17 protein-coding genes are annotated in these 15088 nt (G+C 39.6%); 9 read left to right on the top strand and 8 right to left on the bottom strand.

The features are described from left to right. The first annotated feature begins 2 nt into the window (after nt 1-2). The 3 genes from JYB62_RS12780 to JYB62_RS12770 all read left to right on the top strand — a co-directional run bounded on the left by JYB62_RS12780 (nt 3) and on the right by JYB62_RS12770 (nt 2840). On the top strand, nt 3-920 hold the full coding sequence (locus JYB62_RS12780; protein WP_205645823.1) for a hydroxypyruvate isomerase family protein: 918 nt from the start codon (nt 3-5) through the stop codon (nt 918-920). An 8-nt stretch (nt 921-928) separates the two neighbouring features. Continuing rightward, nucleotides 929-1960, top strand: coding sequence for a YCF48-related protein (locus JYB62_RS12775; RefSeq protein WP_205645822.1), 1032 nt, complete (start codon nt 929-931; stop codon nt 1958-1960). 145 nt (nt 1961-2105) lie between these two features. After that, nucleotides 2106-2840, top strand: coding sequence for a 1-(5-phosphoribosyl)-5-[(5-phosphoribosylamino)methylideneamino]imidazole-4-carboxamide isomerase (locus JYB62_RS12770; protein WP_205645821.1), 735 nt, complete (start codon nt 2106-2108; stop codon nt 2838-2840). A 61-nt stretch (nt 2841-2901) separates the two neighbouring features. Here JYB62_RS12770 and JYB62_RS12765 read toward each other — a convergent pair whose 3' ends face one another. Further along, the gene (locus JYB62_RS12765) at nt 2902-3258 is read right to left on the bottom strand and encodes a hypothetical protein (RefSeq protein ID WP_205645820.1); all 357 of its coding nucleotides are present in this window, start codon (nt 3256-3258) and stop codon (nt 2902-2904) included. A gap of 74 nt (nt 3259-3332) precedes the next feature. Here JYB62_RS12765 and JYB62_RS12760 point away from each other — a divergent pair, with 74 nt between their 5' ends. Further along, nucleotides 3333-3671 carry a tRNA-binding protein gene (locus JYB62_RS12760; protein WP_205645819.1) on the top strand — a complete coding sequence of 113 codons (339 nt, stop codon included), beginning with the start codon at nt 3333-3335 and terminating at the stop codon, nt 3669-3671. Here JYB62_RS12760 and JYB62_RS12755 read toward each other — a convergent pair. After that, nucleotides 3668-3991: a Rieske (2Fe-2S) protein gene (locus JYB62_RS12755; RefSeq protein ID WP_205645818.1), complete on the bottom strand. Its 324-nt coding sequence runs from the start codon at nt 3989-3991 to the stop codon at nt 3668-3670. The genes JYB62_RS12760 and JYB62_RS12755 overlap by 4 nt on opposite strands. Nucleotides 3992-4104: 113 nt before the next feature. Between JYB62_RS12755 and JYB62_RS12750 the strand changes: the two genes are divergently transcribed. Next, complete coding sequence (locus JYB62_RS12750) at nt 4105-4863, top strand: hypothetical protein (RefSeq protein ID WP_205645817.1); 759 nt, start codon at nt 4105-4107, stop codon at nt 4861-4863. A gap of 32 nt (nt 4864-4895) precedes the next feature. Here JYB62_RS12750 and JYB62_RS12745 read toward each other — a convergent pair whose 3' ends face one another. The 3 genes from JYB62_RS12745 to JYB62_RS12735 all read right to left on the bottom strand — a co-directional run bounded on the left by JYB62_RS12745 (nt 4896) and on the right by JYB62_RS12735 (nt 7764). Beyond that, nucleotides 4896-6038, bottom strand: a complete 1143-nt coding sequence (locus tag JYB62_RS12745; RefSeq protein WP_205645816.1) for a cysteine desulfurase family protein — start codon at nt 6036-6038, stop codon at nt 4896-4898. Nucleotides 6039-6076: 38 nt separating this feature from the next. Further along, nucleotides 6077-7471: a phosphoglucosamine mutase gene (glmM, locus tag JYB62_RS12740; RefSeq protein ID WP_205645815.1), complete on the bottom strand. Its 1395-nt coding sequence runs from the start codon at nt 7469-7471 to the stop codon at nt 6077-6079. Nucleotides 7472-7533: 62 nt separating this feature from the next. Continuing rightward, on the bottom strand, nt 7534-7764 hold the full coding sequence (locus tag JYB62_RS12735) for a hypothetical protein (RefSeq protein WP_008198222.1): 231 nt from the start codon (nt 7762-7764) through the stop codon (nt 7534-7536). A 72-nt stretch (nt 7765-7836) separates the two neighbouring features. On the opposite strand from JYB62_RS12735, the gene mazG reads away from it, so the two are divergent. The 4 genes from mazG to fumC all read left to right on the top strand — a co-directional run bounded on the left by mazG (nt 7837) and on the right by fumC (nt 11041). Further along, nucleotides 7837-8637: a nucleoside triphosphate pyrophosphohydrolase gene (gene mazG, locus JYB62_RS12730; RefSeq protein ID WP_205645814.1), complete on the top strand. Its 801-nt coding sequence runs from the start codon at nt 7837-7839 to the stop codon at nt 8635-8637. Between the two features lie 57 nt (nt 8638-8694). Then, nucleotides 8695-9075, top strand: coding sequence for a RidA family protein (locus JYB62_RS12725; RefSeq protein WP_205645813.1), 381 nt, complete (start codon nt 8695-8697; stop codon nt 9073-9075). 6 nt (nt 9076-9081) lie between these two features. Continuing rightward, nucleotides 9082-9567: a hypothetical protein gene (locus tag JYB62_RS12720; protein WP_205645812.1), complete on the top strand. Its 486-nt coding sequence runs from the start codon at nt 9082-9084 to the stop codon at nt 9565-9567. A 73-nt stretch (nt 9568-9640) separates the two neighbouring features. Beyond that, nucleotides 9641-11041 (top strand): class II fumarate hydratase, encoded by a 1401-nt coding sequence (gene fumC / locus JYB62_RS12715; protein ID WP_205645811.1) that lies wholly within the window; start codon nt 9641-9643, stop codon nt 11039-11041. 47 nt (nt 11042-11088) lie between these two features. Here the strand turns inward: fumC and JYB62_RS12710 are convergent, their stop codons facing one another. The 3 genes from JYB62_RS12710 to JYB62_RS12700 are packed head-to-tail and all read right to left on the bottom strand — an operon-like array spanning nt 11089 to nt 14957. After that, a complete protein-coding gene (locus JYB62_RS12710; protein WP_205645810.1) occupies nt 11089-12417 on the bottom strand; it encodes a dicarboxylate/amino acid:cation symporter in 1329 nt (442 codons plus the stop codon). An 18-nt stretch (nt 12418-12435) separates the two neighbouring features. Beyond that, nucleotides 12436-13512, bottom strand: a complete 1077-nt coding sequence (aroC, locus tag JYB62_RS12705; RefSeq protein ID WP_205645809.1) for a chorismate synthase — start codon at nt 13510-13512, stop codon at nt 12436-12438. Beyond that, nucleotides 13512-14957, bottom strand: coding sequence for a BatD family protein (locus JYB62_RS12700; protein WP_205645808.1), 1446 nt, complete (start codon nt 14955-14957; stop codon nt 13512-13514). Before JYB62_RS12700 ends, aroC begins: the two co-directional genes overlap by 1 nt. Nucleotides 14958-15088: the final 131 nt, after the last annotated feature.

The following is a 15088-nucleotide window of genomic DNA, read 5'->3' as shown; positions in this document are numbered from 1 at the left end:
ACATGCAAAGAAGAAAGTTTTTAAAAAATCTAGGGTTGAGTAGTTCAGCATTGACTTTGGCCACTGGAGCCGTATTGCCTTCCTTTGCTAGTAATTCTGTCAAAGCTGAACCCACATTTAATATGGATTTTGCACCTCATTTTGGAATGTTCCGAAATTCGGCGCCAGGAGGATTCGTCGATCAACTCAAGTTTATGGCGGATCAGGGGTTTAGATCATTGGAAGACAATGGGATGCTGGGAAGATCCATTGAGGATCAGACACTAATCGCAAAAACGATGGAATCATTGGATATGCGGATGGGCGTGTTTGTGGTTGATGGAGGAGATAATTGGAAAGTTTCATTGACTTCTGGAAAACCAGAGTTTATGGATCATTTTCTTGATACCTGTAGAAAATCAGTAGAAGTCGCCAAGCGTGTAAATGCGAAATGGATGACAGTAGTACCGGGATATTTCGAAAGAAACTTACCAATAGGAGTGCAAACCGGAAATGTGATTGAGGCATATAAGCGAGCTGCTGAGATATTTGAGCCTCATGGGTTGGTTATGGTAATGGAGCCCTTGAGTGATAATCCTGACTTGTTTTTAAGGCATGCTGACCAGTCTTATATGATATGCAAGGCCGTTGATAGTCCAGCTTGTAAGATCTTATATGACATCTACCATATGCAGCGAAACGAGGGGAATCTCATCGCCACTATGCAGAAAACATGGGATGAAATTGCATATATCCAAATTGGCGATAATCCAGGTAGAAAAGAGCCTGGAACCGGTGAAATAAACTATGGTAATGTATTTAAGTTTATCCACGAGAAAGGATTTACAGGTATCTGTGGCATGGAACACGGAAATGCAAATCCAGGAGTTGAAGGAGAAAAAGCATTAATTGAAGCATACAGAAAAGTAGATATATCGTAATTTCGCCTATGCGAAAAATCTTATCCATTTTGTCTTTGGGGATTTTGTTTTCCTGCCAGACAAATGAAAAAAAAGTCCCTGAAAAACCCTTTGGTTGGGAAATATTTGAAGTACCTGTGAAAGCCTCCTTAAGGGGGCTTTCACCTGTTACGAATGAAATAGCCTGGGCATCAGGAAGTGGCGGAACTTGGTTGCGTACCCTAGATGGAGGAACTACTTGGGATCACGGTGTAATTTCCGATCTCGATACTGTAGATTTTAGATCCATTCATGCCTTTGATGCAGAGCAGGCGGTGGTAGTTTCTGCAGGCCAACCTGCTGTGATCTACAAGACTATCGATGGAGGAAAAACTTGGGAATTGAAGCACCAAGAAGAGGAAGCAGCATTTTTGGATGGGATTTCTTTTTCGAATCCAGACCAGGGATATGTTGTTGGAGATCCTGTCGATGGCAAATGGATGATCCTACAATCAGCCAACCAAGGAGAATCTTGGTATCCGTTACTCAATTTACCATCGGCAAAAGAAGGAGAGGCAGGTTTTGCAGCAAGTGCTTCTTCTTTGATAGCAGATGGTGAAAACCTATGGTTAGGTAGTGGAGGTACTGAAGCAAATCTTCACTATTCTCCGGATCAAGGTACTACTTGGAAGCAATGGAATTCTCCTTTAATGCAAGGAGAAGCAAGCAAAGGAATTTTTTCCCTTACCAATCTTGGAAATGGAGGGGTGTTTCTAGTGGGAGGAGATTACCTCAACATGGAAGATACCAATTCTGTAGCTGCTACTTTCAATTTAAATAAGGAAGAATGGAAACTTCCGAAAGCTTCGCCAAAGGGATATAGATCAGGTGTGGTGTATTTCCCCAAATACCATTGGTTAATAGCCGTAGGCCCAACGGGGTCTGATTTCTCAAAAGATGGTGGTGCCAGCTGGGAAAATTTTTCATCAGAAGGCTTTCATGCTGTGAAACTTGGACATGCGGAAGGAACAATATGGGCTTCGGGATCAAACGGCCGCATAGCCCGTTTAAAAATCCAATAGTCTTAGGATTTATGCCTGTTTCATCAAAATACGTTTGAATTTTCACTAGATTTCGACGATCGAAGGATAGGATTGGTACTTCTGTATTATCTTTATGCAAAAGTTTCCTACTACAATTCGAATCATACTCTTTTAATTTTAACTCATGTTTGAAATAATTCCATCGATTTGGCTAATTAATGGCAAATGCGTCCGCTTAAAGAGGGGCGATTTTTCTACTGAAGAGGCTATTTCCAATAATCCTCTTGAAATCGCACAGGACTTTGAGTCTATCGGAATAGAGCGGCTTCATTTAGTAGATTTGGATGGAGCTAGAAGAGGAGAGCCTAAAAATTACCATATTTTGGAAGCCATAGCTGGTTATACAAACCTGAAGGTAGATTTTACTGGGGGGATTTCCACTGATGGAGATGTGATTAAATGTTTTGAATTTGGTGCAAAGACTGTTACTATTGCCTCTGCGGCCGCCAATTACCCGGAGCGGTTCGGTCAATTTATCCTTTCCTATGGTCGCGAAAAAATTTATCTGGCAGCAGATACCAATCCGGAAGATCTAAAAATAAAAATTAAAGGTTGGTTAAAGAAAACTGAGATAGACCTTTATGATCATATTGATTTCTTTTACGAAAGAGGTCTAAAATACTTGAAATGCTCTGATGTGACAAGAGATGGGGTAATGCAAGGTCCAAATTTTGAGTTGTATAAGCAGCTGGTTAAAAAATTCCCGAATCTTAATATTGCTGCAAGTGGAGGGGTTAGGAATATTGATGACTTCAAACGATTGAGAGATATTGGGCTTGGAGCTGCGGTATTTGGACGAGCTTATTACGAAGGTATGTTGAAGCTAAGTGATCTCGAGAAATTTATCTCAGAAAAGTAAAATAGTCTAAAATAAAAAAAGAGGCATAAATGCCTCTTCCATTTTAACTATTGAAGTTAGCTTAATCAGCTTTGAATTTATCCACGATATATAGAAATATATTAAAGGATAAAGTAGATGGAACAGATTCCTCTTTCTTGATTTCTTTGTCTACACCCCCAGCAGGTAAATCTCTTTTCACAGCTACTTTATTGGGAGAATTTGTAATAATCTTAGGGGCCAATATTTTAGGAGAAATATTTTCAGAATTTTGAATCTGATCTTCTAAAATTGGTCTATCAGAAGATTTTGCATTTTCCAAATCCACCTTTTCCTGCTCGCTTTGGGCAAAAGATTCATCTGCGATTAGGCATAATCCAATCATGGTTAATGCTAAAAAGCCGATTTTCTTAAAAGGAAATAAAGGTTTTGTGGACATTTTTAAAATAGTGTTCTTATTAGGTTAACTACAGAATTTGCAAAAGGTTCCTAAAATTATAAAAAAATTTGTCTATGCAAACGATTGACTATAAAGAATTCGACAAAATTCAACTGATTATTGGGACAATAATACGTACAGAAATTTTTGAAAAAGCCCGGAAACCTGCCTATAAAATTTGGATTGATCTGGGAGAGGAAATTGGGATAAAAAAATCTTCTGCTCAAATCACGATTCATTATAAACCGGAAGATTTAATTGGGAAGCAAGTGATCTGTGTCTGTAATTTTAAGCCTCGGCAAATTGCCGATTTTATGTCAGAAGTATTGGTAACAGGTTTTACTGCCGAGGATGGAGGAATTATTTTGGCTACCGTGGATCAAACCGTCCCCAATGGATCCAAATTGCATTAAGGTATAGAAATTTCTAGTCCTTTATCTGTCAGCTGAGTTGGAAAGGTTTCCAGATCTGGACATGCCCCGGCTTTTACCTCTCCAGACCGTACATCAAATCGGTATTGGTGCAAAGGACAAATGATTTCATTCATGTGATTTAAGGAGCCTTGATATAAAGGGGCTCCTCTGTGGGGGCAATATCCTTGAAATGCATAAAAGTTAGAAGTGACTCTCACTAGGGTTATATTTTTGTCTCCTAGAATGATCTTTTTAACCGACTGTTCAGGAATCATTTCCAAAACTGATTCTTTTGAGGATCCCAACGTATATTTTTTCATGACTTTTGATGGATATTCTATCAAATTACTCGGTAATTAAGATAGAAATGATTGGTTTTGTCCAAATTCTTGGTGAATTTTCAGAATAAAGAAATTTTTAAACCCTAAATACCATGAAAAAATTTGCTTTCCTTCCTTTGCTTTTCCTTTTTGGATGGGTAAATGCCCAAGATTTAAATGGTGCGTGGAAGCTTACACACCAAAATGGTGCAGAGGTTGAAGATGAGGAATATGTGAAAATCTATCAAGACAATTACTTTGCCTTTGGGGCGAAGAAGGTGGTCGATAATCACTTCATAAGTGCAGGAGGAGGTCCATATAGATTCGAGGATGGGGTTTATTATGAAACACTTGACTTTTTTACCTTGGATCCATTTCAAGTGGGTACTACTAATAAATATCAATTGGACTTGACCAATGGCAAGATGGTAATCTCTTCAGAAATAAATGGAAGAATGTTGGTGGAAATCTGGGAGAAATTGCCTGAAAAAGTAGATGATTTAACTGGGAATTGGGTGATTACCGGAAGAAAAAGGGGTGGGGAGATTTCGAGATCTACTCCAGGGGCTAGAAGAACTATCAAGATTCTAGCAGGAGGAAGATTCCAGTGGGTTGCATTTAATTCAGAAACGAAGGAATTTTCAGGATCAGGAGGCGGAACCTATTCTGCAGAGAATGGAAAATATGTAGAAAGTATTACATTCTTTTCTAGAGATGATAGTAGAGTAGGAGCAAATTTAGGATTTGATTATGAAGTAGTAGATGGAGAGTGGCATCATTCTGGGAAGAGTTCCACTGGAAATCCTATCTATGAAATTTGGACCCCTTATTCCATTGGATACAAGCCTTCAGTTTTAATGACGGAGAAGTAACAAAAAAGGAGCTTTTAAAAGCTCCTTTTTTGTTAAACCTCTATGGTGTATAATTCTTTTAATTTAGAGATGGTGTAATCAACCTCCTCAATGGTATTAAACCTACTAAAGGAGAATCTTACTGCATCGCGTTCAGGATTATGATTTAAAGCTCTCAATACATGGGAACCAACAGTAGCTCCGGAGCTACAAGCAGATCCGCCAGATGCTGAAATTCCTTCTAAATCTAGGTTGAACAATAACATTCCTCTATTGGCTTCAGAAGGAGGAAGGCTCACATTCAATACCGTATACAAAGATTTATCCATCTCTGCAGAAAGTCCATTAAATTGAACATCAGGGATAGCTTCTGTTAAGCTTTTGATAAAATGTTGTTTTATCGCCCCAACATGCTGTTGATGACTTTCCATTTCTTCATAGGCCAATTCAAGGGCTTTGGTGATTCCAATGATCCCAATGACATTTTCAGTCCCCCCTCTCATATTTCTTTCCTGGGCACCACCATGAATAAATGGATGGATTTTTTTGTCCTTATTCACATATAAGAATCCTGACCCTTTTGGACCATGAAATTTATGACCTCCGGCTACCAAAGAATTGATCGGTAGTTCTTTTAGGTTATGGGTATAATGTCCCATAGTTTGTACAGTGTCGGAATGGAAAAATGCTTCATATTCCTTACAAAGGGTTCCGATTTTTTCAAGGTCATTAAGGTTTCCAATCTCATTGTTGGCATGCATCAAAGAAACCAATGAGTTTGGATTGGCTTTAAGGAGTTCCTCTAGTTGAAATAGATCGATTTCACCTTTGTCATTGACATCAAGGATGCTTAGCTTGATCAGGCCTTTTTTCTCACATACTTCTAAGGTATGTAGTACCGCGTGATGTTCTAAAGGAGAGGTAATTGCATGTTTGATGCCATGACTTTCAATTCCGCAAACAATCGCTGTATTGTCAGCTTCTGTGCCTCCTGAAGTAAAGAAGATTTCCGATGGAGTGGTATTTAGTAATTCAGCTACTTTCTTCCTTGCTTTTTCTATCGCTGAACGTACTTCTCTTCCTTGACTATGGACCGATGAAGGATTTCCATAATGGGACTTCATGAACGGAAGCATCGCCTCGATCACTCGATCATCCATCGCTGTGGTAGCAGCATTATCTAAATAAACTTTCATCTTCAATATACTTGGGTTATAGACTATCTAGGAATCTCTCACAGAAGGGATTCACTTACAATTTCCTTGATATCCTGCATGATTTTTTTTGCTAAATGCTCTGCAGTAGCCTCGGACTCAGACTCAGAATAAATTCTGATGATCGGTTCGGTATTTGATTTTCGCAAATGTACCCATTCTTTATCAAATTCTATTTTTACCCCGTCAATATCGTTGATTGGTTGCTTCTTATACTTTTCCTTAATCTCGACTAGAATTTTATCTACATCGATTTCTGGAGTAAGCTCGATCTTGTTTTTAGAGATATAATAGTTTGGGTAAGTGGCTCTTAATCTTGAAATTGATTTTCCGAAAGTTGCCAAATGGGTTAAAAATAGTCCAACACCAACCAATGCGTCTCTTCCGTAATGAGAGGCTGGGTAAATGATTCCTCCATTTCCTTCTCCTCCAATCACGGCCTCTACGGCTTTCATTTGGTTGACTACATTTACCTCGCCTACAGCAGCAGCAGTATAAACTCCACCATGTTTTTCAGTCACATCTCGAAGTGCTCGAGTGGAACTCAAGTTAGATACTGTATTGCCTTTAGTTTTGGAAAGAATGTAATCTGCTACTGCTACTAATGTATATTCTTCTCCGAATGGAGAACCGTCTTCATTGATAAATGCTAATCTATCCACGTCAGGATCTACCACAATACCTAAGTCAAAACTTCCTTTCTCCAATTTTTGGGAAATATCTCGTAAGTTTTCAGGAAGTGGCTCCGGATTGTGAGGGAAGTGTCCATCAGGTGTGCAAAACATTTCTTCGACCTCAGTGACTCCCAATGCCTTGAGCAATTTTGGAATAGCAATACCGCCAGTAGAGTTGACCGCATCTACTACAATTTTGAATTTTCGCGCAGCAATCACTTCTCTATCGACTAGTTCCAAATCCAATACATGCTGAATATGTCGATCAATGTAATCTTCAATCAGCGTGTAGTCTCCCAGTTTTTTTACCTCAGCAAATGAGAAATCCTCTTTTTCTGCTTTAACAAGAATATCTTTCCCTTCTGAATCTGAAATAAATTCTCCTTTAGAGTTTAATAATTTTAATGCATTCCATTGGATAGGGTTATGACTGGCTGTCAGGATAATTCCTCCTCCAGCTTTTTCCAAAGGAACCGCAAACTCCACAGTAGGGGTGGTGCTTAAGCCTAGATCAATTACATGAATTCCCATGCCTTGAAGCGTGGCTGATACCAATTTGGAAACCATTTCGCCAGAAATTCTTGCATCTCGACCAATCACAATCTTGGGGTTGCCAGTATTTTCCAATACCCAGGCACCATATGCAGAAGTGAATTTAACAACATCGACAGGGGTTAGTCCCTCGCCAGCTTTTCCTCCAATAGTACCTCTGATTCCAGAGATAGATTTTATTAGCGACACGTATGGGGTAATTTAATGTGTGAAAAATGGAAATTTTCTAAGCTTAGACTCAGATTGAATGATTATTTGAATTTGGCCATCACTTTGTCTACTTCATTGTCAGGATTCCCGCAGCTGCTATTCGCATCCACAGTTTTCCCGCAATAGCTGCAGGTTTCGCCATCTTTATTCAAATAAGGATTTTGTGAAGCACAGGTGCCTTTGAACTCACCGTTCTTTAAGAAAATCAGCCTTACCGACATCAAAATGAAGAACAACGCCACAAAGCCCAGAGTTAGATATACAGTTGCCATAACGGATAAATTTGCGCAAATTTAAAGCTTTACTTCGAAAACGTCCACAATTCTAGCTTAGTTTCCTTCGGAATGACAAATTTGAGTACCAGAGCCCAGCAATTGGCTGCTTTTGATAGATTATTGACCATCATGGATGAGCTTCGTGCGCAATGCCCTTGGGATAAAAAGCAAACTACGGAGAGTCTAAGGCACTTAACCATAGAGGAAACCTTTGAGTTATCCGATGCCATTTTGGAAGGGAATCCAGACGAGATCAAGAAGGAACTAGGAGATATTTTGTTGCACATTGTTTTCTATGCCAAAATAGGTTCAGAGGAAGGTAATTTTGATATAAAGACCCTTATCGATTCCTTGTGCGAGAAATTGATCAGAAGGCACCCCCATATCTATGGAGATACCCAAGCGGATGATGAAGAAGCGGTAAAGCAAAATTGGGAGAAAATTAAACTGAAAGAAAAGGGTAATACTTCGGTCTTAGGTGGTGTTCCAAGATCTCTTCCCGCTTTGATCAAGTCAATGCGAATTCAGGAAAAAGCAAGAGGAGTAGGCTTTGATTGGGAAGAGAAAAGCCAAGTTTGGGAAAAGGTGGAAGAAGAAATGCAGGAATTTAAGGAGGAATTCAATGCCGCTAATGGATTGGATGTTGATCAGGAAAAGGCCACCGGTGAATTTGGGGATTTGTTGTTTTCCCTAATAAATTATGCCCGTTTTATAGACATCAATCCAGAAGAAGCGTTAGAAAGGACAAACCTGAAGTTTATTAAAAGATTTCAGTACCTGGAAAATGCTGCCCGAAATTCAGGGAGAAGCTTAGCAGATATGACCTTAGCTGAAATGGATGTTTTTTGGAATGAAGCAAAAAAGCAGTGAGATACTACTAGTTAGTTCAACAATATTTAATTCTATTCCCCATAAGTAATTTAACAAATGGCAAATCAAATAATTTTCACGAAAGAAGCTCCAGCTCCTATAGGACCTTATTCTCAAGCGGTACTTGCAGGAAATACGCTTTATGTATCCGGTCAGATTCCTTTAGATGCGGATACAGGGGAGTTGATCAATGAGAATATCACAGAAGAAACCCATGCTGTCATGAAAAACTTGGAAGCGGTGTTACGAGCAGCAGATTTCTCATTTGCTGATGTGGTTAAATGCACCATTTTCATTAAAAGTATGGATGAGTTCAGTACGATCAATGAAGCCTATGGTCAATATTTTAAAGTAAACCCACCTGCAAGAGAAACAGTTGAAGTAAGTAAGCTTCCTAAAAATGTGAATGTGGAGATTTCTTGTATTGCAGTGAAATAAAACAACGTGAAACTTTTACCATACCATTCTGAAACCTTAGTTAGTGCTTTGAGTAAGCAAGAGGTCTTGGGGCACTTAATTCGGGTGACGGCTGAAGTGAATTACCTGGACCAAAGGACAAGAAGTAACAAAAAGATCCTTTTCAATGGTATGGTGGGTCAAAAAGGCTTTAGAATATCAAAAGTAGTGGATAAGGGAGATACCTTTTTGCCATTGGTATTGGGTCAGGTAGAGGAAACTCCAAGAGGAAGTATCATTTTTCTGAAATACAGATTATTTCCGGGAGCTATATTCTTCCTAGCATTTTGGTCTTTTATTTTGGCAGCCTTTACAGTTTACTTTTTTGCATTAATCCATCAATACAATTACGGAGCAATTTGCTTGGCCTTGGGTTTGGGGAATTATGGATTAGCGATGTATTTCTTCCAACGGCAGGTTAGGGCTTCCAGAAAGATATTCCATCAGCTGATCAATTTCCAATTGAAGGATTAAATGAATCCAAACTAGGGAAAAAAGAAGTCAGAGGTTAATTTAGCGGCGAAAATCAATTCAATATTCCAAAAATATGAGCATTAGAATCGAAAATGATACCATGGGACCTGTAGAGGTGCCTGCTGATAAATATTGGGGAGCCCAAACTCAGCGATCTATCAACAATTTTAAAATTGGTGGTGAGAAAAATAGAATGCCTATTGAAATTATTAGAGCATTTGCCGTTCTGAAAAAGGCTGCTGCATTTACCAATGCTGAGCTAGGGGTTTTGGATAAAGACAAAGCTATAATCATTGGTCAAGTATGTGATGAGATTTTGGAAGGAAAACTAGATGATCAATTTCCATTGGTAGTTTGGCAAACAGGCTCTGGTACCCAGTCCAATATGAATGCGAATGAGGTGATTGCTTATCGCGCCCATGTGTTGTTAGGAGGATCACTGGAGGATGCTAAAAAGAAAATACATCCGAATGACGATGTAAATAAGTCTCAATCTTCTAATGATACTTATCCTACAGCGATGCACATCGCTGCCTATAAAATGGTTGTAGAAACAACCTTGCCTGGAATTCAAAAATTAAGAGATACGCTTCATGATAAAGCTGAATCCTTTAAAAAAGTGGTGAAGATTGGTCGTACCCACTTCATGGATGCAACGCCTCTTACCCTAGGTCAGGAATTTAGCGGTTATGTAGCTCAGCTGGACCATGGAATCAAAGCGATTAAGAACACGTTGCCCCATCTTTCAGAATTAGCTCTTGGAGGAACTGCTGTAGGTACTGGTCTGAATACTCCACAAGGATATGCTGAATTGGTTGCTCAAAAAATAGCGGATATTTCTGATTTGCCTTTGATTACTGCTGCGAACAAATTTGAAGCCCTTGCTGCGCATGATGCGATGGTAGAAACGCATGGAGCTTTGAAACAAGTAGCAGTTAGTTTGATGAAGATTGCCAATGATATCAGGATGCTGTCCTCAGGACCAAGATCAGGTATTGGTGAAATTTTGATCCCGGAAAATGAGCCAGGATCATCCATTATGCCAGGAAAAGTCAATCCAACTCAAGTAGAAGCTATGACTATGGTGGCAGCACAAGTGATGGGTAATGACGTGGCTATTTCTATCGGTGGAGCGACTGGACATTTTGAATTGAACGTATTCAAACCCTTGATTGCTGCAAACTTCCTTCAGTCTGCAAGATTAATTGGGGATGCTTGCGTATCCTTTAATGATAACTGTGCTATAGGTATTAAGCCAAACAATCCAATGATCAAGAGACATTTGGAGAATTCATTGATGTTGGTGACTGCATTAAACCCGCATATTGGATATGAGAATGCAGCAGCAATTGCGAAGAAAGCACATAAAGAAGGTACTAGCCTAAGAGAAGCTGCCATAGCATTGGGACTTTTGACCAATGAGCAGTTTGATGAATGGGTGAAACCAGAAGATATGATTGGAAGCTTGAAATAAGGCAGGCATCCAAATCAAAAAAGGCTTCCATTTGGAAGCCTTTTTTGTTACAAGTCTGGAGTCAAAGGATTGGATTTTCGGATCAAGCCATCTGGCAATTCCCCTTCCGTACTGGCTACGATCGTACATACAGTAGCGTCCCCAGTGACATTGACAACGGTTCTAAACATATCTAATATTCTATCTGGGGCAATAATCAATGCGATCCCAGCGGCTGGAACCCCAATTGATTCCAAAACAATAATCAACATGATTAAGCCTGCTCCTGGTACTCCTGCAGATCCAATGGAGGCCAAGGTAGCAGTCAACACGATCATTAATTGTTGTGAAAAGGATAAATCCATTCCCAACGCTTGAGCAATAAATACCGCTGCAACGCCTTGGTAAAGACTGGTTCCATCCATATTTACGGTTGCTCCCAAAGGCAATACAAAACTAGAAACCTCTTCAGAGACACCTAATTCTTCCTCTACTTGTTTCATAGTGACTGGAAGCGTGGCAGAACTCGAACTGGTAGAAAATGCGAGGAGCTGTGCTGGTCGAATAGCTTTAAAAAAGTCTTTGTATTTCACTTTCGTAAATGCCATCAAGATCAATGGATAAACAATCAGGATCATGGCGAACAAACCTCCCACTACGACTAAGCTGTATTTAAGCAATGCAAATAGCAATTGTACTGCAGAGTCTGGGTTGTCTCCGGCTATTTCCACAATCAATGAAGCCATCAGGGCAAAAACTCCGTAGGGAGCAATCAACATGATGTAATTGACAATTTGGATGATGACATCATTCATGCCATCAAAGAATGCGATGACAGGTTCCGCTTTTGATTTTTGGATTTGCAGCAATGAGATACCGACGATGATTGCGAAGAAAACTACCTGAAGCATTGCGCCATTATCGGTGGTTGCTAAAAAGATGTTTTGTGGAACAATATCTACTAAAGGCTGTAAAGGACTTTGTTGCTGTAATTGAGCTGCTTGACCTACTCTGGAGCCAGCGTCGCCTTCATAAAGGCTCATTAGATTCTCTCTGGTTTCAGGAGGAAGGCTTTTACCTGGGGCAAATACATTGACTAGAATTAAACCAAAAGAAATCGCGATGACGGTGGTAACGAGGTAAGTTCCGATGGTTTTTCCTCCAATTCTACTTAGTTTGGATATATCTCCTAGATTGGACACCCCCACTATCAAAGAGGCGAAAACCAAAGGAACGGCAATCATTTTCAAAGAATTGATGAAAATGGTTCCTATTGGTTTAATGTAATCTAAGGTAAACGTATTGGGGATTGATGTTTTGATGACGACCAATCCGAAAACTAACCCCAGAACAAGGCCTATGATTATTTTTGTATGTAAGGGTATTTTTTTTAACATCTAGTAGTTCTTTAAGCCTTAAAGTTTATTGCTTTTTGCCAATAATATATAATCAGCTATGACCAATGCAGCCATGGCTTCCACAATCGGTACTGCACGAGGTACTACACAAGGGTCATGTCGTCCTTTTCCTGAAACTGTGATTGTTTCTCCAGCTTCATTCAAGGATTCTTGATCCTGCATGATCGTGGCAACAGGTTTGAATGCTACTCTAAAATAAATGTCTTGTCCATTGGAAATACCCCCTTGGATTCCACCTGAATAATTGGTCTTGGTCTTTACCTGTCCTTCTTCTTTATAAAATGCGTCATTGTGTTGGGAACCGCGCATGCTGACTCCATCGAATCCACTTCCAAATTCAAATCCTTTGACTGCATTGATACTCAGCATTGCTTTGCCTAACTCAGCGTGCAATCGATCAAAAACAGGTTCCCCTATTCCTACAGGTGTCTTTTTAATCACGCAGGTAACAACACCTCCAATTGTATCCCTCTCTAAACGAACAGTATCAATCAATTGAATCATTTGATCAGCCATTTCCGGATCAGGACATCTGACAATATTTTCCTCCGCCTTGTTAAGATCCATTTCCTGATAAGGCTTCTCTAGCTTCAGATTTCCTACTTGAGAGACGAATGCCTGAATAGAGACACCATAGTGATCTAGCAATTGTTTTGCAATCGCTCCAGCAGCTACTCTTGCTGCAGTTTCCCTGGCACTACTTCTTCCGCCTCCCCTGTAATCCCTGATTCCATATTTCTCAAAGTAGGTATAGTCCGCATGAGAGGGTCTAAACTTATCTGAAATATGAGAGTAGTCTTTACTTTTTTGATCTGCATTCCGAATGACGATTCCTATGGGTGTACCCGTGCTTTTTCCTTCAAAAATTCCTGAAAGAATTTCAATTTCGTCTTCTTCTTTTCGTTGTGTGGTAATTTTGGATTGGCCTGGTTTACGGCGTTGCATCTCCTGTCGGATCTTTGCCTCATCTATTTCCAGTCCTGCAGGACATCCTTCCAACGTTACTCCTAAAGCTATTCCATGGGACTCCCCAAATGTGGTGATCTTGAATAGCTTACCAAATGAATTCCCCATTACTTCTTTCTTATAATCAATACCGCCAACAATATGACTGATGCGAGCAAAAGCACGTTGATTGCGGTCGTAAAATAGTATTTATATTGCTCGTTTAAAAACCTATTGTCCTCTACATCAATTCGATCATATAGCCCACCTAATCTTTGGTTGGATAGTGCCTGGTTTACTTTGCTTTCTCCTACCACTTTTATTTTTGCCTGTGGGCGAAGTGTGTCGTAAACTTCTCTTGAGGGATCGAAATAAATCCATTCAAAATGGTCTGCCAAATCAATGTCCCCAGCTTCGTTGATCGTAATGTAATAATTGAATTCTTTGATCCCTGAAACCCTTCCGTAGCCACGATTGATCTGTTGGCGTACATTGGGATCATACGTGTTGAGATGAGCCGTTGAGAGTCTTCTAGGGGCTTGAATAGCATTAATATTCCCTACTCCGCTGATCCCGAAATTATAATCAAAGCCCTGCCCTGTTTCTACTTCAATATTTTTAATATTCTCTCGTATTTGATATTCACCTACACTTACTTCATTCCTTAAAGGGTGAGGTGGAAGGGGTTTTACCTTGATGTTTTTGGCACTGGAATAAAAAGTTTTGAAATCCTCCTGTCTATTGGATCCAAAAAACGTAGGGTTTTTGGCCACTCGATATTTGATCATTTCCCAAGAAATTCTAGGGATTTCTATTTCTCCCTCTGAAAAAGGGAAGAAAGTCGCTTCAAATACCTTGTACCTAGTCCAACGCTTGCCGTTGATCGTGACTTGTTCCGGCTCAATATTGGTAATATTGTAATTCTCTTCCCAAACATTGGTAGGCTTTACTTTTTTCAGAATCTCATCTAATTGCCTGCCCGGTTCATAGAATTGAAAAGGAGCTTGGTTGGCTTCAGACATATAAAAAGCCAAACTTAGATTAAATCCTTCCCCTACATAGACCTCTTCCTTATCCACAGCTAAAGAAAAGAATGCATCATCCTCTAATTCCACATATTCCGGTTCCTCGGATGGGGAAGACCTACCAAAGAAATCAGCAAAAGGATCTGGCACTCTTGACGAAGAGGCGCTGGAAGCATCTCCCACTGTGATAGTTTTCCCAGGGGAAGAATAAGCGTTCCCATTGATCAAGATGTCAAAAGAAGGTAAAGTAAAGTCCCCTTTACGGGTAGGTTTATAATATTGGATAATACTATTGGAGCTACTCATCTGTCCATTGATCAGGTTCATGGAAGATGATTGCGAAATACCTTGTTTTTGAAAGCTTGGGATATCTGGAAACTGGTCGTATGACTTTATTTTATCATTGGATAATGTTACTTTAATGGTAAACGTTTCATTTAATCCAATTTCATCAGGACCCAGCTCTATTTGTACATCTTGGCCAAAGGCATTGCCAACAAATAGCAAAGCCATGTATACCAAAGTTGTTTGAAGGATCGTTTTAATCATGGTTGCGAAATTAGGGATTATTCTATTTTTAGAAGCCCTTATTTTACGTAACATATGGATAAATGCTTCCGTACTAGTAATTAATTTCAGTTAATAAACCCTAAACTCTTTAAACTATGATAGAATATGTG

The organism is Algoriphagus lutimaris, assembly GCF_017051705.1.
Taxonomy (GTDB): Bacteria; Bacteroidota; Bacteroidia; order Cytophagales; family Cyclobacteriaceae; genus Algoriphagus; species Algoriphagus lutimaris.
Note: the sequence above shows the minus strand (reverse complement) of the source record. Positions and strands in the feature narration are given on the sequence as shown.

Bases quoted from the DNA above. Each gene is read 5' to 3' on its own strand.
- JYB62_RS12760 (WP_205645819.1), top strand. From the start codon at position 3,333: ATGCAAACGATTGACTATAAAGAATTCGACAAAATTCAACTGATTATT.
- JYB62_RS12745 (WP_205645816.1), bottom strand. From the start codon at position 6,038: ATGAAAGTTTATTTAGATAATGCTGCTACCACAGCGATGGATGATCGA.
- JYB62_RS12735 (WP_008198222.1), bottom strand. From the start codon at position 7,764: ATGGCAACTGTATATCTAACTCTGGGCTTTGTGGCGTTGTTCTTCATT.
- JYB62_RS12765 (WP_205645820.1), bottom strand. From the start codon at position 3,258: ATGTCCACAAAACCTTTATTTCCTTTTAAGAAAATCGGCTTTTTAGCA.
- aroC (WP_205645809.1), bottom strand. From the start codon at position 13,512: ATGGGGAATTCATTTGGTAAGCTATTCAAGATCACCACATTTGGGGAG.
- JYB62_RS12755 (WP_205645818.1), bottom strand. From the start codon at position 3,991: ATGAAAAAATATACGTTGGGATCCTCAAAAGAATCAGTTTTGGAAATG.
- JYB62_RS12770 (WP_205645821.1), top strand. From the start codon at position 2,106: ATGTTTGAAATAATTCCATCGATTTGGCTAATTAATGGCAAATGCGTC.
- fumC (WP_205645811.1), top strand. From the start codon at position 9,641: ATGAGCATTAGAATCGAAAATGATACCATGGGACCTGTAGAGGTGCCT.
- JYB62_RS12750 (WP_205645817.1), top strand. From the start codon at position 4,105: ATGAAAAAATTTGCTTTCCTTCCTTTGCTTTTCCTTTTTGGATGGGTA.
- JYB62_RS12700 (WP_205645808.1), bottom strand. From the start codon at position 14,957: ATGATTAAAACGATCCTTCAAACAACTTTGGTATACATGGCTTTGCTA.
- JYB62_RS12725 (WP_205645813.1), top strand. From the start codon at position 8,695: ATGGCAAATCAAATAATTTTCACGAAAGAAGCTCCAGCTCCTATAGGA.
- JYB62_RS12775 (WP_205645822.1), top strand. From the start codon at position 929: ATGCGAAAAATCTTATCCATTTTGTCTTTGGGGATTTTGTTTTCCTGC.
- JYB62_RS12710 (WP_205645810.1), bottom strand. From the start codon at position 12,417: ATGTTAAAAAAAATACCCTTACATACAAAAATAATCATAGGCCTTGTT.
- mazG (WP_205645814.1), top strand. From the start codon at position 7,837: ATGACAAATTTGAGTACCAGAGCCCAGCAATTGGCTGCTTTTGATAGA.
- JYB62_RS12780 (WP_205645823.1), top strand. From the start codon at position 3: ATGCAAAGAAGAAAGTTTTTAAAAAATCTAGGGTTGAGTAGTTCAGCA.